The sequence below is a fragment of the Pectobacterium jejuense genome, from assembly GCF_026800125.1.
GTDB lineage: Bacteria > Pseudomonadota > Gammaproteobacteria > Enterobacterales > Enterobacteriaceae > Pectobacterium > Pectobacterium jejuense.
Genome location: NZ_JAPQKX010000002.1, coordinates 312734 through 338198 on the forward strand (window position 1 = coordinate 312734; position 25465 = coordinate 338198).

The window sequence follows — 25465 nt, forward strand, 5'->3', positions numbered from 1 at the left end:
ACTCGCACTTGTAAAAACAAAGTAAAATAAATATTATAAAAACTGAGTGAATTTAGTTCCTTCCTCAACCAAATTAAATCGCCTGCTAAGCAATTCCCATTGCGTATATTATTAAAATAAGGACGTTCCATGAGTAATAGTAATGAGTTGAATTCAACCAATAATGTCATTAACGTTATTGTTATTATCGACACAGACCGTGTTATGAGCGACGTTTCATTCAGTGCTGCCAGCAAGGATCAAGCCCACCCAACGCCAATTGGTCATCAATATTCCTATATGGTTGCCCCTAACCAGTCTGTCGTATCAGGGGAAGGAACTGGCGATCTCAACATTAAAGCAAATCGTGATGATGTTATTCGCTGGACAGGCCTTTCAGAATCTGCCAATTCAGACTCAAGCGTATTGATTTATGGGCTACCGCGATATGCGGGAGACACGGTTTTTACTGGCGTTGAATTTGTTAATAGCGGACGTTTAGAAGCAGAACCTCGGGAAACAAATAATACCTCACCGCTTCCTGTTACGTTCACTGAACAAAAACACTGGTATGCTCAGGCAACAATAAGTCAGTTAGGGACAGAGCATTATCAGGTACAATTCGCCTTGTACTATCGTCCACACGGCGGAAATCAAGAACTCTACGGTTATTTCCAATGGGATCCAACCATCACTGTTAAAAATTAAAAACACATCGACATTAGTAACATTATAAAAATGGATGACTGATTTTCATTGGTCATCCATTTATTTATTCTTTGAATGATAATGACTACAACATCGTCACCGAATAATCCTCATCCAGCAATTCAAACCTATAATGCCGCTGCGAAGAAAAAACAATCTCTTTAGTTTTTGTCACAAAGATGGCTTCGATATCCGGCTGGTTTTGTAGAAAGTGAATGCCGGCGCTGACGCCCATACCATAGAGCAGCGTGGTGTAGATATCGCCGTCGAGAGAGTCGTTCGAGATAACCGTCACGCTGTGCAGTTCATTATCCAGCGGATACCCCGTCCGGGGATCGATAATATGATGATAAATACGGTCGTCCACGGTAAAAAAGCGTTCATAGACGCCGGATGTCACCACGGATTTGTTCTTCACTTTAATAATGCCCAGCAGGCTATCGCGATCCGCGAAAGGCTTCTGCAACCCGACGCTCCATAGCCCTTGTTCATCCGTCAGCGCGCTGCCGATAGCCAGCACGTTTCCTCCCAGATTGATCAGCGCATCCTGAATCGCATGTTGATGCAGAACGTCCCGGACGATATCGGCGATATAGCCTTTCGCAATCGCGCCCAGATCGATCTCCATTCCCGCGCTTTCTAGCATCACGGCGCAGTCCTGCTCTCTGAGAATAATGCGCTCGGGATGCGTTAATGCCAGCGCCCGCTGTATCGATTCCTGGTCAGGCACCGTGCTGCCGCTAAAACCGATTTTCCATCGTTTCACGACAGGACCAATCGCGACGTTAAAGCCGCTGTTTTCAATCAGGCTCACCGCTTTGGCGCGCTTAATCAGCTCAAAAACAACCGGGCTGACCGAAACGTATTCTTTCCCTGCCGCATGGTTGATGCCCATCACTTCCGACTGTGCCCGATTGACAGTTAGCAGGTCTTCGAGCTGCTTGATGCGCTGGAAAACTTGCCTGACAGCGATTTCATCATGGACAAACAGTTTGAGCAGAATGGGGCTGCCCATCAGGTGAACGGAATAGACGTAAGCGTTATCGACAGAAGGCATACGGTGACTCCCATGATCGAATGGCGGTACGGAAAGGAAACGGTCGGAAAAATCGCGAGCGCCTTTTCAGACGCACGCCATTAGCACTACGGTTCTATCACTTACTCGGCTACCAGAATCGGTTGATTTTCAGCCGTTTTCGCCGTGGTTTTTGACGTAGTTCTCGCAAACTTTGCCTTGCGCGCTTTCGTCGGAAAAGCATCAGAACGACGCGGTGCCCGCGCATAGGCCGCTGCCTGAATCCCCGCCTGAATCCCGAAGATAATGATATCCGCTACGGCGTTGCCGCCAATGCGGTTTGCGCCGTGAATACCGCCAACCACCTCCCCGGCGGCATAAGCCCCGGAGATCGTCTCTTTATAGCGGTTCAGCACTTCCGCTTTCTCGTTGATGGTGACGCCACCCATCGTGTGGTGTACGCCCGGTGCCACCTTAATCGCGTAGTACGGTGCCTGATTCAGCGGATCGCGCATCCCCGTGGTACGGCCAAAGTCTTCATCGTGTTTGTCGGCGATAAAGGCATTGTAACGTTCGAGCGTAGCGTGCAGCGCCGCTGGCGGCATATCGAGCTTGTCGGCCAGTTCCGCGACGCTGTCCGCGCTGACGGTCAGCCCTTGTGCGACATATTCTTCGACCGCCCGATTGCGGTTTCTGACCTGCTCGTCGAACAGGATGTACGCGTACTCTTCCGGCAGGTTGACGATGGCGGACGAGACGTTATCCCGCGTCTCCATTTCGTTAAAGAAGCGTTCTCCACGCGGCGACACCAGAATAGCCCCGCCGCCGCGAATAGATTCGGAGATCAGATAAGAGGTTGTCTGCTCAACCGTCGGATGGGTTTGAATTTCCCCCATGTCCACCGTATCCGCGCCGATCTGTTCCAGCAGGCGAATGCCACCACCCGTTGCACCTTTGTGGTTGGTGGTGACGAAGCCTTTCAGGTCTGGGCGGTATGACTCCACCATCGCCTGATTGGCACTAAAACCGCCCGTGGCAACAATCACCGCTTTTGTCGCAATCAGGCTCTCTTCCTGATCATCATTGATGACTCTGACGGCACTAACTTTGCCCTTCTCCTGCACAATTTCAGTTACCGACGTTTCCAGCAGCACCTCAATATTGTATTTATTGAGGTTCTTAATCAGCCCGCTGACCAGATAGCCGCCCACCGCCGCACCGTTGGCAGGGCGATGCGTTCTGTCAACACTCATGCCGCCCGTCGTGGTGATGTCGCTCAGTTCAATATCGTGCTGCGCCAGCCAGTTAATCGCGTCAGACGCATGATCGACGAAGTATTGTACCAGCGCAGGATTGTTCTTCTGTTTGCCGCTTTTCAGCGTTTCGTCATAGAACAGCGCCTGACTATCTTCGATACCTTTATTTTGCTGGAAGACGGTTCCCGCCGCGTTCATACCGGCAGAGGCCTTGATGGTATTGCCGCCGATGACTGGCATCTTTTCAATGACGATGACGCGTGCGCCCTCTTCGCTGGCCTGAATCGCCGCCGCCAGACCCGCGCCGCCGCTGCCAATCACCACCACATGCGCTTCGCGACGCGCGTCTGGGTTACCGCCATCGGCAATAATGGCGTCTTTGCTCGATTTCACCATCGCCTTGGTGACGGCCTTTTTAATCGCTTCACTCTGCGCCGTTGCGCCCGTTACGGCATCAACGTGGGGACTATTGGTATCCAGAATGCGCTCACGGATAATCTCAAAACTGATTTTCAGTGAATCATCAATCTCGCTATTCTCCAGCGCGATATCAGCGACCCGATTCTGCTCAAAATGAACATGAATTCGCAGTTCGCCACATTCATCCTGAATGCGTTCCTGATAAACCCCGGATTTAAATTTTTTACCGGTTAAATTCACGTCCCGGATCATGGCTTCAACTAATGAAAAGCGCCACAGCGGTTCAGGAATCGTTAATGCTTCACGCTTATCGCTGGCAATATAAAGATCGAGTTTTTCCTGCTCGGCAATGCGATCTGTCCAGTCTGGATAAGCAATACAGGCTCTGCCGACGGCAATCAGGTCATAACCATTTTCCAGCGCCGCATCGGCGTCTGCCTGATTGACAATATCTCCTACGCCAATAACCGGAACTGCGGCTAATGCTGCGGAACGGCGGGCAACATATTTTTTAATCAGCGGCGTCGGATCGTTTGTTTCGATAATGGACGAGCGCAGAATATTTCCCATAGAGAAATGAACATAATCCAGCCCGCGTGCCGCTAATTTTTCCAGCAGATAGAGAGAATCATCAAAATGAATGCCCGGCTCTTCGATCTCTTCCGGCGAGAAACGATAGCCGATGATGAACGAAGGATCGGCGTATTTATCTGCGACCTCGTGGGTGATATCCAACACCGCCAGCGGAAATGCCGCGCGTTTGTCACGGCTGCCGCCCCATTTATCTGAGCGCTGATTAGAGTGAGGAGAATAGAACTGTTGGATCAGGTAGGTATTCGCGCCATGAATTTCCACGCCATCGAAACCCGCCTGAATGGCGCGATGAACGGCATCGCCAAACTTGCCGATCATCGCGTCAACCTCGTCGCCCGACAGCGCGACCGGAACGATAGCACCCGCGCGCGGCGCGGCAATAGCACTCGGGGCAACGGGCGTCTCGCCACCGATAAAACGCGGTTCGACCATCCGGCCACCGTGATAAATTTGCAGGATCGCCGTCGAGCCTTTCTCTTTAATCGCCGTCGCAATTTTAGCCAATCCGTCAATTTTCTCGTCGTTGTCGATTCCTATCGCACCGGGAAAAGCCAACCCTTTGTCATCAATAAAACAGCACTCTACAATCACGGTGCCGATGCTGCCTGCCCTGGCCTGATAATATTCCACCAGCTCCTTGGTCACGCTCCCATCATAAAACCCACTACAGGTGGTCATGGGTGCCATCAGTACTCGATTTTTCAGCGTTGCGCCGTTGGGGAGTGTAAAAGCGGCAAATAGATCATGGTGATTATTCTTCATAGCGAATACTCCACTTAAAATAAAAATCTTGTTCGAAAAGGCCATGTTTGTTTTTAATCGTTAATTCTTCTGGCTGATAATTTGCGAACTTATTACTTACCAAGTATCTATTTTTTTTGATGTTATAAAATGTTTTCTTACTATTTAAACTATTTTGTAGATCCGCTTTTATTAAGGGTATTCGCACAACTCTTTTTTATATTTAATATTCCATTCACTTTATTAACATCTCCTTATCCTGAAGATAACCAATCGGATATTATTTATATTCTGCATAACAAAAAAAACGCCCCGGTAAACAATAATACCGAGGCGCAATATACGCGTCATACTTCAAGCCGCAGGTGCGTTGGCTGCATTCGCTCACCCGAATCACTTACCTGAGTAAGCTCATCGGGATTCCCTCTTTTGGCCGCCTTCCTGCAACTCGAATTATTTAGCGTATAGAGAAATGGAGATGATTATTGGTGTTGATAGGTATTCGTGTGAACGCCGTTAATGTAGAGCTGACGCTGCTCGCCCGCTGGCAGGCATAGCGTCGCATGCTGCCAGGCGGGCTGGTATCGCCCTTCTGACGTAAACGTCACGTCAATCCGTTGGCTATCCGCGCGAATTTCCCAGCGCAGCCACAGCGCGTTACCTTCACGCCATTGCCACGTTTCGCCGTCGTCTTCAAACAGCAGCCCGCTGTCCGTGCCGCCAGCGACAGGCGGGAAGAGCAGGAATTCGCGCTGATTATCTTCCTGCGAGCTGACGTGTGCCGTTCGTCCCGACAGCGGAATCATCGCGCCCGCGCGGACCAGCAGCGGGAGGCGTTCCAACGGCGCATCCAGCACAATCGTCTGTCCGCCGCTGAACCATTGGCCGGAATGAAAATCGTACCAGCCTGACGTATTCGCCGGCAGGTAGACTGTCCGCTGGCGCTGCCCCGCTTCCACCACGCTGGCAACCAGAATGTCTCGTCCCAGCATGAAATCGTCGGTTTCTTCCAGCGTTCTGTTGTCATGCTCGTGGTCGAGGAACATCGGGCGCAACATCGGCTCATCGTCCGCGCTGGCCTGCCACAGCAAGGTGTAAAAATACGGCAACAGGCGATAGCGCAGTTCGATAGCGCTGCGAATCGCAGGCGTTACCGCGGGATACATCCACGGTTCGTTTACCGTATGGTCGTCATTCCAGGAATGAATGGTGAAACGCGGGTGCATCACGCCGTTTTGTACCCAGCGCACAAACAGCTCGGCGTCCGGCTTATCGCCCGAAAACCCGCCGACGTCGTGCCCGACATTAAACAGGCCGGACAGGCTCATCCCGATTCCCATCCGCGTGTTGTAACGCAGCGTCTGCCAGTTGGTACGGTTATCGCCGCTCCAGGTCTGCACATAGCGCTGCATGCCCGCACAGCCGGAACGCGAGATCAGATAAGGGCGCAGCGTCGGAGCAAAGCGCTGCTGTGCTTCCAGCGAGGCGCGCATCATCAACAACGGCATCAGTGGGCGAATATGTTTGATCGCCATCGTTTCGCCGAATCCGTGACAGCGGGCTTCACCATCCCAGACTTCATATTCGTTATTGTCATTCCACGTCGAATCAATCCCTTTCTCCAGCAGCTGTCGGGTGACGTTCTCCTGCCACCACGCCACCGTTGCCGGGTTGGTGAAATCAAGGTGCGAACCTTCGTCATCCCAAAAGCTGGAGCGCTCTGGCAAATCGGATTCGGAATCGCGGATAAACAGCCCCTGCGCCGACACCTCGTCGTATTTCGGGTGATCTTGCAGTAAACAGGGTTTGATATTGGCAGCCAGCTTGAGGCCCGCATCGTGGAAGGCCTGCGACATCACCTCCGGCTGGGGGACTTTGTCGTAGTTCCAGTTAAACACATAGCGCTTATTGTTGATCGACGTGTAGCCCGATGAGAGTTGGAACGAATCACACGGGATATGATGTTCCCGGCACAGCGCGATAAATTTCATCAGCTGCTGCTGCGCATCCGGCGCGTCGGTGTAATGCATGGTGGAACCGCTGTAGCCGAGGCTCCACTTTGGCCCAAAGAGCGTTTTCCCCGTCAGGCGCACAAATGCTTTCGTGACATCCAACACGCGCGGCCCGATAAACAGGTAATAGTCGAGATCGCCCGCCTCCGCCTGATAGCGCCGATAAGCCAGATGATAGTTATCGATCTCATTGCCGAGATCGAGCCAGGTCGTGCTCAGGTTATCGTAAAACAGGCCGAAGCTGACATCGTCACGTCGGGTAATGGTAAACGGAACATGCTTATACAGCGGATCGGTGCTCGCCGCGTTGTAGCCCATCGCGTCCAGATTGCGGAACTCAAACCGGCGTCCAGTGCGCTCAAGATCGCCCGCTTTTTCACCCAAGCCGTAATAGCGCTCCGTCGGGAAACGGCGCTGATAGTGCGCCACGCCGTCACCGTGTGAGTTAAGCAGATAGGCGCTGGTGGGTCGATCGGCGGCAAACGGCTGCCATTCTCCCTGTTCATCACGGTACTCCCACGCCAGCCACAGCGGCTGATGAATCGTAATTCGCATCCGTGCGGTGCTGATACGCAGCGCATCGTCCAGCTGTTCCAGCGAGAATCCCGGCAGGCTGAAACCGTCGCTGCTCTCACGACTGCGCCCCTGCCAGGGGACATCCTGCTGCGGCGCGATGCTCCAGGTGCGGTTCAGCTTCAGCTCGTCATTCTGCTTAACCAGCACGCGGGCCAGCATCGGTTCCAGCACGTACAGGCAAAACACATGTTTGTCGTCAACCAGCAGTTCAACATGGTCGGCGCTCTGATGACGGAACACCCAATTTTTCAACGTTTTCATACAGCATCCTTTTCAGGAAAAAATAAATGAGCCGTTATGCCTGCGACCGCGTTTTCCCACGACGTTCAGCAATAAATGCGATCAGGAAGATGGCACCGATCAGATCGAAGAATCCCATCGCGACAAACAGCGGGTTAAACCCAATTTTGTCGGCGGTGACGCCAATCAGCAGCGAGAACAGGAAGCTGGCAATCCAGGCAAATGAACCGCGCATCCCGTTCACCGTTGCCATCTGCCCTTTATCGAACGATTCCACCACCAGTGCGCTCAACATGCAGGAAATCACCTGATGGCCAAACCCACCGATGGAAATCAGCAGAATCGCCACCCACGGATCTTTACTGACGGCGACCAGCGCCAGCGACAGCATCAGAAACGCGCCCGTAACCGAGCTCGCGACGATTGAGTTAACGCGCGAGCAGCCGAACCAGCGAACGTAAAGCCGGGTGAGGTAGCCGCTGGCGACGCTGCCGAGATCGGCGGCAAGAAACGGCAGCCACGCGAACATCGCAATTTGTTTCAGATCCATACCGCGTTCATTCGCCAGATAGAGCGGCACCCAAAAGCTGAGCACAGCCCACGCGGGTTCCGCCATAAATGCGGGAATCGCAATACCGTAAAAGCGTTTGTTTTTTGAGACGGTTTTCAGTGCGGTGAAGAAAGGCAGTTTGACCGGAGGTGCCTCATTGTCCTGACGGATGAAATCCAGCTCCTCGCGGCTTAAATTCGGGTGATCTTCGGGGTTGTGGTAGAACAGCCACCACAGCGCCACCCACAGCAGCGCCAACCCACCGGTGAACATAAACGCACCCTGCCAACCCAGATAGGCATGCGCCACAACGATAATCGGCGGTGCCAGCATCGCACCGATGGAGAAACCGACACCGGCCCAGCCTGCCGCAATCGGCCGTTCCTTTTTAGGGAACCACTCGCCCAGCGTTTTGGCATTCGCCGGTGTCGCTGCCGCTTCGGACGCGCCCATAAAGAAACGCAAGATCGCCAGATGCAACCAACTTCCCGCACCCGCGTGGAAGATGCACATCAGCGCCCAGATCACCGCGCAGATCATAAAGCCCATTTTCAGACCGATGACATCGATCAGCCAACCGCAAATCGGTTGGAAAATGGTATACGCCAGCTGGAATGCACCAACAATCCAGGAATATTGCTCGGTGGTGATGCCCATACTGGTTTTCAGTTCTGGTGCCAGAATACCCAGCGAATTGCGGGTGATGTAATTCACGGTAACGCCGAGCAGGAACAGACTCAGCACCCACCAACGCAGGTTTCTGAATGTCCGTTTACCTTTGGTAGCGATGGAGGACGAATTGATGTCGAGACTCATGGTGACTCCTTTACAGGAAAGTAGGGTTACATTGGTCTGATATCTCGACGGCATTCTTGTATTTATAGCCTATCGAACAATCAAACCATTTTCATATCATTGTATTTATTGAATTAAATCCTGTTTTACTGCCTCTAACCACTGAAATTGGTTTACCAAATCGAGAGTAGAACAATTGAAAATCGTGAAACACTCACTTTTTTGAAAACATTTTCATGCTATGGTCAAAATGCAGACAAAAACCTGCTTATAGCGCCTGAAAACAGGTAACAGATAGCAATGAAAACTTTGTCATTTCCGAAGGTGAACGGGATCACAAAATGAAAGGAAACCTGAAAATACGCGAAATTGCGCAGCGGACGGGCTACTCGATCAGCACGGTCTCACGCGTGCTATCTGGTCAGTCCAATACCAGCGAGCAGGCAAAAACGGACATTCTCAACTGCGCCCGCCAGTGCGGCGTACTGGCCGATCTCGCCAACGGCCGCCTGCTGTTGAACGGACTCACTATCTTCGCCCCACCGCGCGCTTTTGATATTCGGTCCGACATCTTCTATCACAAGGTGGTACAGAGCATCATTGATGCCCTGAAGCCGCATGATGTGCGAGTGCGCTACTGTGGGTTGGAGGAAAACGACAGCGATGCGACGCTCTTTTTAGACAAAATGCGCGATCCGGCCACGGAGGCGGCGTTGCTGATCGGCATCGACGATCCCTATATTCACGCGCTGGCGGCGGACAGCGGTAAGCCCTGCATCTTGATTAACTGCATTGACCGTAAGATGCGATTGCCGGGTGTGGCACCCGCACATCGTTTGATAGGCGAATTCTCCGCCCACTATCTCTTTGAACAAGGGCACCATAACGTGTTGACGCTGCTTTGCCTGCGTCGCTACACGATGGAGCTGCGTCTGGACGGCATCCGGGATGCCTATCAGCACCATAATCTGCCGTTTTCCTCTGAGGATAATTTGCTGGCGTTAGATAATTTCAGCACGACGGATGCCGAACAGGCGATGACGGCCTTCTTAGCCCGCTGCCCGCAGGATAAACGACCTACAGCGATCTTGGCCGGCGGTGATTTCATCGCGGTTGGGGTGGTCAATGCATTGACCAAAGCAGGACTGCGCGTGCCGCAAGATGTCTCGGTGATGAGCATGGATGGATTCAATTTGTCGGCCATTCACGACGTGCCGCTCACATCGGTACATGTGCCGCGTGAGGCGCTGGGCGAAGAGGCCGTCAGGCTGTTGCAATATCGCCTAATCCGCCCCGAAGCCCCCCTAGGCAATCTGCTACTCAATGGTACGCTGGTGGTTCGCCAGTCCGTCAGACGGCTGCGCGCCAGCAAATCCGTTGCGCCGATACAGGATGAAAGCCTTTACGACTGAGCCTGCAACCACACCTGCGCCGCGTCAAAGAAGTTCTGCGCCAGCGGCGTCGCTCGGCCAGCCTGGGCGACGACGACAGCCGCACGACGACGCATCGGCGGAAATTGCAGCGGCCGGAGCGTTAACGCAGGCGTCATTTCCGGAATCAGGCTGCCGTGGGGCACAATGCCGCACCCGAGCCCGACATAGACACTTTGGATCAGTTGCAGGACGGAAGAGCTTTCCACCTTAACCCACGGCGAAACGCCCATTTCGCGGAAATGGCTATCCAGATAACGACGGAAGTAGCGGCTGGCCTCCGCCAGACAGAGCGGCACCTCAGAAAGCGCAGCGAGAGGCAGCGGCGTCTCCCCCACCAGCTGCGGGAAATAGTGCGGGTGGAACAGCAGATCAATGCCCTGCTCCGTCAACGGCGACGCCTGAAAGTGCAGCTCCTGTAGCGTCGAAAACTCAAAAAAGCCGATGCCGACATCCACCGAATGCGCATTCAGCGCTTCCAGCAGTTGATCCGCACTGAATAGCGAGATCTGAAAATCCAGCTGCGGGTAAACCTTGTTCACCGCTGCCAGCAGGCTAGACAGCGCGATACTGCTTTGCGGCACCGCGCCGATGCGCAATACGCCACTCACACCACGTTTCAGCGATGCGACTTCCAGCTTTAACCCCTGATAAACCGAGACGATTTCCCGCGCCCAGGCCAGCACGCGTTCACCTTCAGCGGTAAAGCCTTCAAAATTGTTACCCCGATTGATTAGCGCCAGATCCAGCTCTCGCTCCAGATTTTTCAATCGGATGGAGAGCGTTGGCTGACTGACAAAACTGGCTTCCGCTGCCCGGCCAAAATGGCGCTCTTTCTCCAGATTGCACAGGTATTGCAGTTGCTTAATATCCATCGTCAGGCTCTATAGTGGGTAAGCGACAAGTATACCCTAAATAATTCGAGTTTCAGGAAGGCGGCAAGTGAGGGAGTCCCGATGAGCTTACTCAAGTAAGTGATTCGGGTGAGTGAGCGCAGCCAACGCACATGCAACTTGAAGTATGACGGGTATACCATCGATAAACCGCCTCTATCCCACCATAGCCGCATTTGATTAGACGCGATCGCCGACGGCACCTAAACTTTCCTCAAGAGCAAATATTTAAAATTTTGTTCACATAAAAAAAACATTATCACCTGCGGATTAGAACATGAAATTCAAACCATCCATCAAGCCATACCGCAATGCGGCTGGCGGCTGGGGCTCGTTGGAAGCCACCACGCGTTTTGTTCTCGACAGCAAGCAAGCGCTGAAAAATATCCGAAACTTGTTGCGGGTCAATAAATCGAAAGGATTTGACTGCCCCGGCTGTGCCTGGGGTGATGACAACAGCAGCACGTTCAGTTTCTGTGAAAACGGCGCGAAAGCGGTCAGTTGGGAAGCAACGCGCAAAGCGGTCGATCTGGATTTTTTCGCCGCCCATAGCGTCACGACGCTACGCCAGCAAAGTAACTATTTCCTTGAGTATCAGGGCCGTTTAACCCACCCGATGCGCTATGACCGTGCCAGCGACCGCTATGTTCCTATCAGTTGGGACGCGGCGTTTGCGCTGATCGCTCGCCACATCGGTAACATGGCACACCCTAACCAGGTAGAGCTGTATACGTCTGGCCGTGCCAGCAATGAAGCGTCTTATCTGTATCAGCTTTTTGGCCGCATGCTGGGCACCAACAATTTCCCTGACTGCTCGAATATGTGCCATGAGGCCAGCGGAATCGGTCTGAAACAGAGTATCGGCGTCGGTAAAGGCACGATCCGGCTGGATGATTTCGAACACGCTGACGCTATTTTCGTCTTCGGGCAGAACCCTGGCACCAATCATCCACGCATGCTGCACAGCCTGCGCCACGCCGCCGATCGCGGTGCGCACGTTGTCTCATTTAATACGCTACGCGAGCGCGGTCTGGAACGTTTTGCCAATCCGCAGAACCCGCTGGAGCTGCTCACGCCGCTGTCCGGTACCATTAGCGAAACCTACCTGCAACCCAATCTGGGCGGCGATATGGCTGCCGTGCGCGGCATGGTAAAAGCGCTGCTGGAAACACATCGCCAGCGTCTGTCCGACGGACAAACGGGCTTATTCGATCAGGATTTCTTGTCTACGCACACCCAGCAGGTAGATGAGTATCTGGCCGTTGTCGACGCGACAAGCTGGCAGAAAATCGAACAGCAGTCTGGCCTGAGCGAAGCGCAGTTGCGCTATGTGGCGGCGATTTATCAGCAGTCGCCGCGCGTGATTTGCACCTGGGCGATGGGGATTACCCAGCACAAACACTCCGTCGCCACCGTGCGGGAGATCGTGAACCTGCAACTGCTGTTCGGGCAGTTGGGGAAACCGGGTGCGGGGCTGTGTCCGGTACGCGGCCATAGTAATGTGCAGGGCAACCGCACCATGGGGATCGATGAGAAACCAACGGCCGCGTTTCTCGATCGTCTGGCCGCACATTATGACTTCACACCGCCTTACGCCGCAGGCCACAACACGGTAGAAGCGCTGGAAGCGATGCTGCGCGATGAGATAAAAGTGCTGATCGCGCTAGGCGGTAACCTCGCCGCCGCCGCACCGGATTCAGCCCGTACCGAAGAAGCGCTCAGCCGCTGCGATCTCACCGTGCACATCAGCACCAAGCTCAACCGCAGCCATCTGGTGACGGGCAAGGTCGATGCATTGATTCTGCCGACGCTCGGCCGTACCGACCTCGATATGCAGGCCAGCGGCGCACAGTTTATTACCGTCGAAGACTCTTTCAGCATGGTGCACGCGTCGCAGGGCGTCGGACAGCCGCTTTCACCGTTGCAGCGTTCGGAAACGGCGATTGTTGCCGGGATTGCCAATTCGGTGCTCGGTCATGAAAAACTCGACTGGCTGGCGCTGGCGGACGATTACTCACGTATCCGTGACCATATCGCCGCGACTATACCCAGCTTTACCGATTTCAATGCCAACTGCGACCTGCCGGGCGGATTCTATCTCGGTAACGCCGCTGCTGACCTGCACTTCAATACCCTCAACGGGAAAGCGCAATTCAGCCATGCCGAACTGCCCGATACGCTGTTTCCGCAGCTACAAGGAAACGATGTGCCCTTTACGCTGCAAACCCTGCGCTCACACGATCAGTACAACACCACGATTTATGGTCTGGATGACCGCTATCGCGGCGTGTACGGGCAGCGGGAAGTGCTCTTCATGCACCCGGATGACATCAGCGCGCTGGGGCTGGAAGATGGCGATCTGGTCGATATCGAAACGCTGTGGAATGACGGCATTACCCGTATCGTCAACGGCTTCAAGCTGGTGAGCTACGCGATTCCGCGCGGCAATCTGGCGGCCTATTACCCGGAAACCAACCCGCTGGTGCCGCTGTCCAGCTTTGGGGATGAAACGCACACGCCGACCTCTAAGTCTGTGCCGGTTGTCGTTCGTCGTAGTATGCAAGCGGAATCTCTGTTGCGTATCGCCTAAGAACCTGCTCAGTAGGCTATTTTATTTGCCATTTTGAACCTGGGAAGTGCTCAAAATCCTCACGTACTACGTGTACGCTCCGGTTTTTCCGCGCTGTCCGAGTCCAAACTGGCTGCACCAATAACGCCTACTGAGATAGGTTCTACATCATAACTCGCATTGCAAAACCAATGGCGTGCACGGCAGGTGGATACGCTCAGATCAGCGTTGACTTTACTCAGGTTTATCCGCGCTTCTGCTACCGTTCTGCGTCCACGTTACCCCCGATTATTCTTGCCGCCAGCACCCGATTCGAGTAAAACTGTGAATTGCTAATTGAGCTACTCACAACCGTATTTCTGGACGCTATGTTTCAAGATAATCCGCTGCTTGCACAGCTAAAACAGCAACTTCACTCTCAGACACCGCGTGTTGAAGGTGTCGTCAAAGGCACCGATAAAGGATTTGGCTTTCTTGAAGCTGACGGACAAAAAAGCTATTTCATTCCCCCTCCGCACATGAAAAAAGTGATGCACGGTGACCGGATTACCGCCACCCTGCATACGGAAAAAGAGCGGGAAATTGTCGAGCCAGAAACGCTGATCGAACCTTTCCTGACCCGATTTGTGGGGCGCATCCATAAAAAAGACGACCGCTTATCCATTACACCTGACCACCCGCTACTGAAAGATGCCATTCCTTGCCGCGCCGCGCGCGATGTCACGCACGATTTTCAGGAAGGCGATTGGGCCGTCGCCGAAATGCGCCGCCACCCGTTGAAGGGCGACCGTGGATTTCATGCTGAACTGACGCAGTACATCACCACGGGCGATGACCCGCTGGTGCCGTGGTGGGTGACATTGTCACGTCATAATCTGGAGCGCACGGCTCCAGAGGTTGAAGCGACTGAGCGCCATGATGGCGAACTCGTCCGTGAAGATCTCACCGCGCTGAGCTTTGTCACTATCGACAGCGCCAGCACGGAAGATATGGACGATGCGCTATACGTCCACGACAACGGCGATGGTTCGCTGCAATTAACCATCGCGATTGCCGATCCGACCGCGTATGTCGCGGCGGGTAGCGAGCTGGACAACATTGCCCGCCAGCGCGCCTTCACCAACTATCTGCCCGGCTTCAACATCCCGATGCTGCCGCGCCCGCTGTCGGACGATATCTGTTCCCTGCGCCCGGACGAGCGTCGCCCTGTCCTTGCCTGCCGCGTGACGATTGCCGTCGACGGCGCGCTGGGTGACGACATTCACTTCTTTGCCGCCTGGATCGAATCCAAAGCCAAGTTAGCGTATGACAACGTCTCTGACTGGCTGGAAAATCAAGGCGAATGGCAGCCGCAAAACGACGCGGTTGCTGAACAAATTCGTTTGCTGCACCGCCTCTGTCTGGCTCGCAGCGAATGGCGCACCACCCACGCGCTGGTGTTTAAAGATCGCCCGGATTACCGCTTCCTGCTGGGTGAGAAAGGCGACGTGTTGGACATCGTGGTTGAACATCGCCGCATCGCCAACCGTATCGTTGAAGAATCCATGATTACGGCCAACGTCTGTGCGGCCATTGTGCTGCGCGATAAGCTGGGCTTCGGCATCTATAACGTCCATAACGGCTTCGATCCTGCCTCGATCGAACAGGCAGTTGCCGTATTGGATACCCACGGCGTTCAAGCTGACGCGCAAGCGCTGTTGACGCTGGAGGGCTTCTGTACGCTGCGCCGCGAGCTGGATGCCCAGCCGACGCAGTTCCTGGACAGCCGCATTCGCCGCTTCCAGTCTTTCGCGGAAGTGAGCACCACGCCGGGGCCGCACTTTGGTCTGGGGCTGGAAGCCTACGCCACCTGGACATCGCCGATCCGTAAATACGGCGATATGGTGAACCACCGTTTGCTGAAAGCGGTTATCACCGGACAGGCCGCGGAAAAACCGCAGGACGATGTCACGGTGCAACTGGCCGAACGTCGCCGCCTTAATCGTATGGCTGAGCGTGATGTTGGCGACTGGCTGTACGCCCGCTACCTCAAAGATAAAGCCGGTACGGATAGTCGCTTCAATGCGGAAATCATTGACGTTACACGCGGTGGCCTGCGCGTTCGTCTGCTGGATAACGGCGCAGTAGCCTTTATCCCGTCCTCCTTTATCCACGCCGTGCGCGATGAGCTGGTGTGCAGTCAGGAAATGGGCACCCTCTCAGTGAAAGACGAAGTCGTCTATCGCCAGGGGGATACGCTGGACGTGGTCATCGCGGAAGTTCGTCTGGAAACCCGCAGCATCGTGGCAAAACCTGCTGCCTAAGTGCCATGCCGCCGAGCTATCTCGGCGGACATGCAACCCTCATCACAGGAGTGTTCCCGATGAAGAAAATGACAATCGGTACATCCGCGATACAGGCTTCCAACATTGCGTTGGGCTGTATGCGAATGGCGAAGAAAAGCACGAATGAAGCGGCTGATATCCTCAATGCTTCCGTCGAAGCAGGCATCGATTTCTTCGATCACGCCGATATCTATGGCTCAGGTTTGTCGGAAGAGATTTTCGCCGCCGGTTTACAGAAGACCGCCATCCGCCGGGACGCCATTTTTCTGCAATCCAAATGCGGTATTCGTCAGGGCTTTTTTGACTTTTCTAAGGCGCACATCATCGCCTCCGTCGAAGGTAGCCTGAAACGTTTAAAAACGGACTATCTTGATACGCTCCTGCTGCACCGCCCGGACACGCTGTTCGAACCCGATGAAGTCGCGGCCGCCTTCGATGAGCTGGAAAGCAGCGGAAAAGTGCGCCATTTCGGCGTCAGTAATCAGAATCCGTTGCAGATTGAACTGCTGAAAAAATCCGTACGCCAACCGCTGATAGCCAACCAGTTGCAGTTCAGCATCATGCACACGGGCATGATTGATGCGGGCTTTAACGTGAATATGACGAACCCGGCATCGGTGAATCACGATGGCGCAATTCTGGAATACAGCCGTCTGAATACCATGACGATTCAGGCCTGGTCGCCCTTCCAGTACGGATTTTTTGAAGGCGTTTTCCTCGATAACGAGAAATTCCCTAAGCTGAACGCCACCCTCGATCGCATCGCCGAGCAACATCGCGTCACCAATACCGCGATTGCCACCGCGTGGATCTTGCGCCACCCTGCCGCGATGCAGGTGATTATCGGCACCATGAGCCCGGAACGTATCCGCGACATCGCGGCGGCGTCTACCCTGTCGCTCAGCCGCGAAGAATGGTACGAAATTTACCGCGCCGCCGGGAACGTTCTGCCTTAAGACCCGTGTTGCACAGCCCTTGCGTCCCTGACAACAAACAGGGACGCGTTACAAACTGGGGTCAGGACCGCGTTCAACGAAGGTCGACAGAACGATATAACTACGCGTCCCGTCGACACCTTCCACTTCCTGTAGCTTACCTAACAGTTCCTCTAGCCCTTCCGTGTCACGAGCTCGGACCTTGAGCATGACGCCACAATCTCCGGCAACGGTATGAAATTCCTCAATCTCAGGCAAGTTACTCAGTGCCAGTAAACGTTTGGTGCTCACGACATTCTTTGTGTTTACCAGCACAAAGGTTAATAAGGTTCGACCGACCTTACAGCCATCAATCTTTGCAACGGTGCCCTTGATGACTCCGTCCTTTTTTAGCCGCTTCACTCTTTCATGCACGGACGGCGCGGAAAGGTGCAGCGCTTCCCCTAAATCGGCATAGCTCCGGCTGCTGTCGGCTGCAAGAAGGGCTAATATTTTTCGGTCCACGTCATCCAGTTTTGCGGGGATATGCTTTTCTTGCCTAAGCACATTCGTTTTTCCTGTTTCATTAGTCATTTTGTTTTTTTTCCCTAATAGCATTAGGCATAATTTAGCACATGAAAAAATTGTTAGACATAGGGGATATCATGCCTATTGCTTTATGGGCTCTGGTTATTGGTGCCTTTGGAATTGGAACAACGGAATTCATCATTGCAGGTCTCTTGCCTGCCATCGCGACGGATTATGGGGTGACGATCCCCGTGGCGGCGTATATGGCAACAAGCTATGCGCTTGGGGTTTTTGTCGGCGCACCGGTACTCATTATTCTGGGCTCCCGATTACCCAAAAAAACCATGTTGGTTTTCCTTGCTGGGCTCTTTGTTCTGGGGAATCTGGTCACCGCTCTCGCGCCGTCTATAGGGGTCGCTATCGTCGGACGCATTATCACCTCGCTGACACACGGTGCCTTTTTCGGCATTGGCTCTGTACTCGCCGCTGAAATGGTACCGAAAGAGAAACGCGTCAGTGCCATCGCCTTTATGTTCTCCGGCCTTACGGTGGCTAACCTTATCGGCGTCCCAGTGGGAACCTGGATTAGCCATCAGTTCTCTTGGCAAGCCACGTTCTACGCCATCACGGTGATTGGGGTCGCCACGGCGATCGGTGTACTGGTGCTTATTCCTTCCACCGCCAAACCCAAAGCACAGCATATCGGGCATGAGTTTGCCGCATTCGGCAACTCAAAAGTCCTGCTATCCATGGGCATCACCATCCTTGGACCCGCGGCCTTTTTTACCTCCATTACGTATATCGCGCCCATGATGACGGAAGTAGCCCACTTCTCAGAAGGATCGATTACCTGGCTGTTGATGGTATTTGGTTTGGGCTTGTTCGTTGGAAACTGGCTGGGCGGGCGTTTCGCTGACAAAGCACTCATGCCGATGCTGTATATCACGCTGTTTGGGCAGGCTGCCATTTTGTTCATCTTCCATTTGACGGCCAGCAGCCAGATTGCCTCGGTATTGTGCATCTTCCTGATGGCAGCGTTTGGCTTTGCAACCGTCTCTCCCATTCAGAAACTGGTGATGGACAAAGCAAGGGCCGCAGGCGCGCCCACGCTAGCCTCAGCGGTCAATATTGGGCTCTTTAATCTTGGTAATGCCCTCGGTGCCTGGGTGGGTGGGAGCGTTATCGCCAGCGGCTTCGGTTTCACGGCGCCAAACTGGGCGGGCGGAATTCTGTCGCTCAGTGCGCTGGTTCTTGCTATCGCGGTCGGTGTGGTCGATAAACGCAGCAGCCCGCTGACAGAATCTTTAGAATGCCATTGATCAAATAGACGTAGCACTCAGAAATGCGCGGGTTACATCGCCGCGCATTTCGTTAGCCCTTGTTTACCCTTTAAGTTTCTTTACAAAAATTCACCTTCGCTCACATTTTCTCATCCATTCCCTTCTCTTCGCCATTAAACCCACTATTGTTAAATTGCATTAACACCCGCGCCATATACCTCAAATAATTCGAGTTGCAGGAAGGCGGCAACCGCATGAATCCCCAGGAGCTTACACAAGTAAGTGACTGGGGTGAGTAAGGGAAGCCAACGCACATGCAGCTTGAAGTATTACGGTATACCTTTTCTGAATAACGAAGGAGCCGTTGTTATGAGTAACGTAAAGAGCATTGTGATCTGGCTGCTAGTCGGCCTGGCGGGCGCCTTTTCGTTCGCCACGCTGGCGCTAAGCCGCGGTGAACACGTCAATGCCGTGTGGTTGGTTATCGCGGCGGTATCGTGTTACAGCATCGCCTATCGGTTTTACAGCCTGTTTATCGCCAAAAAAGTGTTTGAGCTCGACGATCGCCGACTGACACCGGCGGAGCGTCATAACGACGGTCTGGATTACGTTCCCACCAATAAATGGGTTCTGTTCGGCCACCACTTCGCCGCCATCGCCGGGGCCGGGCCGCTGGTCGGGCCGATTCTCGCCGCACAGATGGGCTTCCTCCCCGGTACGATCTGGATCTTGGTCGGCGTCATGCTGGCGGGTGCGGTGCAGGATTTTCTGGTGCTGTTTATCTCAACCCGCCGGGACGGTCGTTCTCTGGGTGAGATGGCAAAACAGGAGCTGGGCACGTTCGCGGGTATTATCACGATGCTCGGCGCACTGGGCGTGATGATCATCATTCTCTCGGCGCTGGCGCTGGTCGTCGTTAAAGCGCTGGCAGAAAGTCCGTGGGGATTGTTCACCATTGCCGCCACCATCCCTATCGCGCTCTTCATGGGCGTTTACATGCGCTTTTTACGTCCGGGCAAAATCGCTGAAGTCTCTATCATCGGCTTTGTGCTGATGATGCTGGCGATTGTCTACGGCGGTAACATCGCGGCACACCCTTACTGGGGGCCGTTCTTCACATTGAAAGGGACGTCGCTCACCTGGATTCTGGTCATTTACGGCTTCGTGGCCTCAGTCCTGCCCGTCTGGCTGCTGCTGGCACCGCGTGATTATCTCTCTACGTTCCTGAAAATCGGGGTCATTGTCGGGTTAGCCTTCGGTATTGTGTTCGCCATGCCGGAAATGAAAATGCCCGCAGTTTCTCGTTTTATTGACGGCACCGGCCCAGTCTTCTCCGGTACGCTGTTCCCCTTCTTGTTTATTACCATCGCCTGTGGCGCAATTTCCGGCTTCCATGCGCTGGTTTCCAGCGGCACCACGCCGAAACTGGTTGAACGTGAAAGCCATATCCGCTTCATCGGCTATGGTGCAATGTTGATGGAATCCTTCGTGGCGATTATGGCGTTGATTTGTGCCTCGGTTATCGAACCGGGCATCTACTTCGCTATGAACTCACCCGCTGCTTTGATCGGTACCACGGTTGAGAGCGCCTCGTTAGCCATCAATAACTGGGGATTTGTGATTACCCCGCAGGAATTGAGTGCCATCGCCAATGACGTTGGCGAAGCCTCTATCCTCTCCCGCGCCGGCGGTGCGCCGACCTTCGCGGTGGGCATGGCCTACATCATCACCGAGATCTTTAACAGCCGGGCGATGATGGCCTTCTGGTATCACTTCGCGATTCTGTTTGAAGCCCTGTTCATCCTGACCGCGGTTGACGCCGGAACGCGCGCCTGTCGTTTCATGGTGCAGGATCTGGTCGGTATTGCGATTCCCAGATTAGCGAACAGCCACTCCTGGCTGGGGAATCTGGCAGGTACCACCGTTGCCGTTTCCGGTTGGGGATTCTTCGTCTATCAGGGCGTGATCGATCCGCTGGGCGGCATCAACACGCTCTGGCCGCTGTTCGGTATCGGTAACCAGATGTTGGCCTCGATGGCGTTGATTCTCGGCACCGTGGTGTTGTTTAAGATGAAGAAACAGCGCTATGCGTGGGTGACTATCGTGCCTACCGTTTGGCTGTTTATTACGTCGATGACGGCGGGTTGGCAGAAAATTTTCCATGAAAAACCGAGCATCGGCTTTCTGGCTCAGGCAAAACGCTTCGCCGCAGGTATTGAACAGAACACGCTGATCGCACCAGCCAAATCGATTAAAGACATGGAAACTATCGTCTTCAGTAATCAGATCAACGCCGCGCTGTGCGGGTTCTTCATGTTGGTGGCGGTGACAATGCTGATCTCCGCCTTCTTCGTCATTCGTCGTGCGATGAATAGCGATGTCCCAACGGCAAAAGAGAGCCCGTTTGTCTTACGAGACGGCGCTCAGCCTTAAACACCATCGACGTATCCCCTTAAATCCCTCCCTCGCGGAGGGATTTTTTATGGCGTGCTATCCCTGGCCGCCACCCAAGCCCCAAAAATAACAATAGCGCCGTATTTGCGGCGCTATGTGGTTTACAGGGCATGAGGAAGGAATCGCTGCGGTTTATTGTCCGTAATACGCGTTCTTGCCGTGCTTGCGTAAGTAGTGTTTATCCAACAGCGTTTGCTGCATCTCGCCCAATTGAGGCGTTAACTGGCGTGAGAAAATCCCCATGTAGGCAAGCTCTTCCAGAACAACGGCGTTGTGCACCGCGTTGTCGGCATCTTTACCCCACGCAAAGGGGCCGTGCGAGTTAACCAAGACGGCAGGAACATCTACCGGAGAAATGCCACGCTGACGGAAAGTTTCGACGATCACCCTTCCCGTTTCCCACTCATAGCGCCCGTTGATTTCCGCATCCGACATCAGGCGCGTGCAGGGAATCGGACCATAGAAGTAGTCCGCGTGCGTCGTTCCCCAGGCGGGGATATCTTTACCGGCTTGCGCCCAGATCGTGGCATGGCGGGAATGGGTATGCACAATACCGCCGATATCGGCAAATTCCAGATACAGCACGCGGTGGGTATCGGTATCCGACGACGGTTTCTTCGTCCCCTCCACCACCTTGCCGCTTTCCAGCTCAACGACAACCATATCCTCCAGCGTCATGGCCGAATACTCCACGCCGGAAGGTTTGATCACCATCAGGCCGCGCTGCCGATCGACTGCGCTGACATTTCCCCAGGTAAACGTCACCAGATTGTGCTGCGGCAAGGCCAGATTGGCTTCCAACACCTGTTTTTTTAGCGTTTCTAACATAATCAGCCTCCCCTCGGCGCGATGACACCATTCTCGCGGCCTGACGAGATCGTCGCTATGGGCTAAATCGCTAAAGACCTAGCGGTGTTCTGCTATGGGAAAAAGAAAGAGACACCCCACAGAATTGGGCAAAAAACAGCCAATTTTATCAATTATTGCTATCGTTAACATAACGCAGGGGAATTAAGATTTTTTACCTGTTGCAGTTTTTTCCGATGATTATACTTGTCATCAAGCAGTAAAAGGCCTGTTTCTTTATTTAATACCGCAAAAAGTACGTTGTTCGATATTTTCCTCACAAGAAACGTGAGGCCAAGAGCAGAAAGGGGAATAAAATGAAATTAAACAAACGTTTTGCGACAGCCGCGCTGGCAATTACGCTTGCTGTAACGCTCGCGGGCTGTTCAAACATGTCCAAACGTGATCGTAATACCGCGATTGGTGCCGGTGCGGGTGCAGTCGGTGGGGCTATCTTAACGGATGGCGGAACATTAGGAACACTGGGCGGTGCAGCTATCGGCGGGCTGATTGGCCGTCAGGTCGATAAATAACGAATTTTGGGCAGCAGGTTCACGGGAGTAAACCTGCTGCTTTTTATACTCGTCATGCCTTCTTAGCCGCCAGCCAGCTTAACCTTCATGCCTTTTGCTTCCAGAAGCTGTTTTAGCAGATCGCGTTTATCTCCCTGGATTTCGATCACGCCGTCTTTTACTGACCCGCCGCAGCCGCATTTCTTCTTCAATTCAGCCGCCAGCTTATCCAGCGCAGCATCATCAAGATCGAGACCGCTAATCAGGCATACGCCTTTTCCTTTGCGCCCGCTGGTCTGACGCTGGATGCGCACAATGCCGTCACCTTTTGGCCGAGCGACTTGTTCTTCTTCTGGCTTAATACGTCCGGTTTCCGTGGAGTAAACCAGTTGGCTATTTTCGTCACGACGCATGTTCATGATGTCGCACCGTTTAACAATGAAGCGCGAATCTCACGCAGCGTCTGTGCCGGATCCGCTGATTGGGTGATCGGACGTCCAATCACCATATAATCGACGCCAGCCTGCTGCGCCTGAACCGGCGTCATGATGCGGCGCTGATCGCCAACATCGCTGCCAGCGGGACGAATTCCCGGTGTGACCAGCTTAAATGCCTGTCCGCATACCTGCTTCAACCGCTGCGCTTCATGCGCGGAACACACCACGCCATCTAACCCGCTGTTATGCGTTAACACTGCCAGCCTTTCGGCCTGCTCCGCCGGGCTGACGGTAATGCCGAGCCCACGCAGATCGTCTTCGTCCATGCTGGTTAACACAGTCACGGCAATCAGCAGCGGCGCATCGTTACCAAACGGCACCAGCGCTTCTTTCGCCGCCGCCATCATGCGCGAACCACCGCTGGCGTGGACATTCACCATCCACACGCCAAGATCGGCGGCGGCCGCAACGGCGTGGGCGACGGTGTTTGGAATATCGTGGAATTTCAGATCGAGAAACACATCAAAGCCGCGCTGTTGTAGCGTCTGCACGAACTGTGGGCCGAATAAGGTAAACATCTCTTTGCCTACCTTCAAACGGCAATCCTGCGGATCGATACGGTCAACAAACGACAGCGCTGCCTGCTGATTGGCATAGTCCAGCGCGACCACAATCGGGGATGATACCGTTTGATTCTTTTGCTGTAGATTCTCGTTTTTCATTCGTCACCCAGTCTCTTGCGAAGCCAAAATTCCCGCCGCATTCTACATGCCCCGCCCCTGAAATCCCAGCCGCCTGAAGACCAATGCGATTAAAGAAGCTAGCTGGAACCGAAATTACATGCAGTTATTAGTATGTTGTAACTAAATTGCGGTAAACAACACCAGCTCGATATCGTGAAATGTTACTGGCCGTCGAGCCCACGGATCGGCTTGATGCTAGCCCAGGTGCGGCAGGAAGGACATTGCCAATAGAGCGATTGCGACGTGAAGCCACATTTGCGGCAGCTATAGCGGGGTTTGGTGCGAATTTGTTCGCCGACCATGTCGCGCAATCCCTGGAGATTTTCTTTTGTTCGTCCGTCTTCCGCTTCATGCAGGTGAAAATCCATCAGGCGATGGAACACGCGCATCGTAGGGTGACGTTGAAGCTGCCGGTTAATATAAGCCTGTGCAACCTCGGCCCCCTCTTCTCTTTCGAGAATGTCGGCCAGCATCAATTCCGCCGTCGCACCGGTATTTTCTTCTACGCAGCGTTTGATGAAATTCATCCAATCCAAAGGCTTATCTAAATGCTGATAGCACTCTTGCAGCATCGGCAGCGTTTCGCTAACCAGCTCTTTATCCTGATCGAGAACCTGTCGTAAGGCTTCCACGGCGCGTGAATAATCCTGCTGCGCCATGTAGATGCGTCCCATCATGATAGACGCACGGGCGCATTGACTGTCCGCCGTCGCCCCTTTCTTCAGGAGCGTGAGCGCCTTATCCAGATCGTCGCTGCCCATCGCCAACAGCGCCAATTCACAGTAAAAATGCGCGATGTCCACGCGAAGCTGGTCTTTTCCCATCTTGACCAGTTTTTCCGCCACATCGATTGCCGTCGGCCAATCGCTGGTCGCCTGATGGATCTGCAAGAGCTGCTGCAAGGCGCTGCGGCGAAAATCTTCTTCATCCACCAACTGGTTGAAACTTTCTTCGGCGCGGTCATACAGCCCAGCGGCCATGTAGTCACGACCCAGCTGTTGCACCGCCAGCAGACGCTGTTCAAAGGTTAACGATGCGCTTTCGGTCAGCGCCTGATGGATGCGAATCGCACGGTCAACTTCGCCGCGCGAACGGAACAGGTTACCGAGAGTGAGGTGGGCTTCAAAAGTGTTGCTGTCATCCTTGAGCATGTCGAGGAACAGCTCAACCGCCTTATCCTGCTGATTGGACAACAGGAAGTTAACCCCAGTGACATACTCACGGGACAGGCGGTTGGATTCCTGCTCTTTGTCCTGCTGCGCACTTCTGCGACCCATGTACCAGCCGTACGCGGCGGCCACGGGCAGCAACAGAAACAGCAGTTCTAACATAGAGAGAATTCCTTAGTGGGTGACCGTCTGCACTGGCGCCACGTTCTCCTCGGTGGAGGTAGAAAGCTGTTGTTCCAGACGCTTGATTTTACGTTGTGCACGGCCAAGCGCAATGCGCTGACGCAGATAAAACAGACCACAGATAACCCAGCCAAGGGAAAAACCCAGGGCAAACAGCGTGGCAAGCAGTGTGGAGATACGATACTCCCCCTGTGCCAGCAGGTAGTTAAATGTCACAACCTGATCGTTGTGCGCACCCAGTGTGACAGAAATGATGAATATCGCCAGCACGAGTAAAAAAATCAGCAAATATTTCAC

The 25465-nt window shown here is 53.8% G+C and carries 19 protein-coding genes; 8 read left to right on the forward strand and 11 right to left on the reverse strand.

Features of this window, described 5'->3' with window-relative positions; genetic code table 11:
* Positions 1-129: 129 nt before the first annotated feature.
* Positions 130-687: an inclusion body family protein gene (locus NXT09_RS04880; RefSeq protein ID WP_268579057.1), complete on the forward strand. Its 558-nt coding sequence runs from the start codon at positions 130-132 to the stop codon at positions 685-687.
* Between the two features lie 85 nt (positions 688-772).
* On the opposite strand, the gene NXT09_RS04885 is transcribed toward NXT09_RS04880, so the two are convergent.
* The 4 genes from NXT09_RS04885 to NXT09_RS04900 all read right to left on the reverse strand — a co-directional run bounded on the left by NXT09_RS04885 (position 773) and on the right by NXT09_RS04900 (position 8907).
* Positions 773-1744 (reverse strand): FAD:protein FMN transferase, encoded by a 972-nt coding sequence (locus tag NXT09_RS04885; RefSeq protein WP_268579058.1) that lies wholly within the window; start codon positions 1742-1744, stop codon positions 773-775.
* 101 nt (positions 1745-1845) lie between these two features.
* Positions 1846-4734 carry a flavocytochrome c gene (locus tag NXT09_RS04890; protein WP_268579059.1) on the reverse strand — a complete coding sequence of 963 codons (2889 nt, stop codon included), beginning with the start codon at positions 4732-4734 and terminating at the stop codon, positions 1846-1848.
* A gap of 461 nt (positions 4735-5195) precedes the next feature.
* Positions 5196-7562 (reverse strand): glycoside hydrolase family 31 protein, encoded by a 2367-nt coding sequence (locus tag NXT09_RS04895; protein ID WP_268579060.1) that lies wholly within the window; start codon positions 7560-7562, stop codon positions 5196-5198.
* A 34-nt stretch (positions 7563-7596) separates the two neighbouring features.
* On the reverse strand, positions 7597-8907 hold the full coding sequence (locus NXT09_RS04900; RefSeq protein ID WP_014915704.1) for an MFS transporter: 1311 nt from the start codon (positions 8905-8907) through the stop codon (positions 7597-7599).
* Between the two features lie 320 nt (positions 8908-9227).
* Between NXT09_RS04900 and NXT09_RS04905 the strand changes: the two genes are divergently transcribed.
* Positions 9228-10298: a LacI family DNA-binding transcriptional regulator gene (locus tag NXT09_RS04905; protein WP_268579061.1), complete on the forward strand. Its 1071-nt coding sequence runs from the start codon at positions 9228-9230 to the stop codon at positions 10296-10298.
* Here the strand turns inward: NXT09_RS04905 and NXT09_RS04910 are convergent.
* Positions 10289-11191, reverse strand: a complete 903-nt coding sequence (locus NXT09_RS04910) for a LysR family transcriptional regulator (RefSeq protein WP_268579062.1) — start codon at positions 11189-11191, stop codon at positions 10289-10291. The two genes, NXT09_RS04905 and NXT09_RS04910, sit on opposite strands and share 10 nt — an antisense overlap.
* Before the next feature lie 295 nt (positions 11192-11486).
* Between NXT09_RS04910 and NXT09_RS04915 the strand changes: the two genes are divergently transcribed.
* From NXT09_RS04915 to NXT09_RS04925, 3 genes are all read left to right on the forward strand, one after another.
* Positions 11487-13799: an FdhF/YdeP family oxidoreductase gene (locus NXT09_RS04915; protein ID WP_268579063.1), complete on the forward strand. Its 2313-nt coding sequence runs from the start codon at positions 11487-11489 to the stop codon at positions 13797-13799.
* 347 nt (positions 13800-14146) lie between these two features.
* Complete coding sequence (locus NXT09_RS04920) at positions 14147-16081, forward strand: exoribonuclease II (protein ID WP_268579064.1); 1935 nt, start codon at positions 14147-14149, stop codon at positions 16079-16081.
* 59 nt (positions 16082-16140) lie between these two features.
* Positions 16141-17058 (forward strand): aldo/keto reductase, encoded by a 918-nt coding sequence (locus NXT09_RS04925; RefSeq protein WP_205555118.1) that lies wholly within the window; start codon positions 16141-16143, stop codon positions 17056-17058.
* A 48-nt stretch (positions 17059-17106) separates the two neighbouring features.
* On the opposite strand, the gene NXT09_RS04930 is transcribed toward NXT09_RS04925, so the two are convergent.
* A complete protein-coding gene (locus tag NXT09_RS04930) occupies positions 17107-17610 on the reverse strand; it encodes an Lrp/AsnC family transcriptional regulator (RefSeq protein WP_240585536.1) in 504 nt (167 codons plus the stop codon).
* A gap of 71 nt (positions 17611-17681) precedes the next feature.
* On the opposite strand from NXT09_RS04930, the gene NXT09_RS04935 reads away from it, so the two are divergent.
* Both NXT09_RS04935 and NXT09_RS04940 read left to right on the forward strand, forming a co-directional pair.
* The gene (locus NXT09_RS04935; protein ID WP_268579065.1) at positions 17682-18863 is read left to right on the forward strand and encodes an MFS transporter; all 1182 of its coding nucleotides are present in this window, start codon (positions 17682-17684) and stop codon (positions 18861-18863) included.
* A 330-nt stretch (positions 18864-19193) separates the two neighbouring features.
* Positions 19194-21257 (forward strand): carbon starvation CstA family protein, encoded by a 2064-nt coding sequence (locus tag NXT09_RS04940; RefSeq protein WP_268579066.1) that lies wholly within the window; start codon positions 19194-19196, stop codon positions 21255-21257.
* Positions 21258-21410: 153 nt separating this feature from the next.
* Here the strand turns inward: NXT09_RS04940 and araD are convergent, their stop codons facing one another.
* The gene (gene araD / locus NXT09_RS04945) at positions 21411-22106 is read right to left on the reverse strand and encodes an L-ribulose-5-phosphate 4-epimerase (RefSeq protein WP_111778482.1); all 696 of its coding nucleotides are present in this window, start codon (positions 22104-22106) and stop codon (positions 21411-21413) included.
* A 335-nt stretch (positions 22107-22441) separates the two neighbouring features.
* On the opposite strand from araD, the gene osmB reads away from it, so the two are divergent.
* Positions 22442-22657 (forward strand): osmotically-inducible lipoprotein OsmB, encoded by a 216-nt coding sequence (gene osmB / locus NXT09_RS04950; protein ID WP_010276685.1) that lies wholly within the window; start codon positions 22442-22444, stop codon positions 22655-22657.
* 62 nt (positions 22658-22719) lie between these two features.
* Here osmB and yciH read toward each other — a convergent pair whose 3' ends face one another.
* The 4 genes from yciH to NXT09_RS04970 form a co-directional block, all read right to left on the reverse strand.
* Entirely contained in the window at positions 22720-23055 is a 336-nt protein-coding gene (gene yciH, locus NXT09_RS04955; protein WP_010306267.1) for a stress response translation initiation inhibitor YciH, read from the reverse strand.
* A complete protein-coding gene (pyrF, locus tag NXT09_RS04960; RefSeq protein ID WP_268579067.1) occupies positions 23052-23795 on the reverse strand; it encodes an orotidine-5'-phosphate decarboxylase in 744 nt (247 codons plus the stop codon). Before pyrF ends, yciH begins: the two co-directional genes overlap by 4 nt.
* 182 nt (positions 23796-23977) lie before the next feature.
* Positions 23978-25147 carry a lipopolysaccharide assembly protein LapB gene (lapB, locus tag NXT09_RS04965; protein WP_240585539.1) on the reverse strand — a complete coding sequence of 390 codons (1170 nt, stop codon included), beginning with the start codon at positions 25145-25147 and terminating at the stop codon, positions 23978-23980.
* Positions 25148-25159: 12 nt separating this feature from the next.
* Positions 25160-25465 carry a LapA family protein gene (locus NXT09_RS04970; protein ID WP_205555914.1) on the reverse strand — a complete coding sequence of 102 codons (306 nt, stop codon included), beginning with the start codon at positions 25463-25465 and terminating at the stop codon, positions 25160-25162.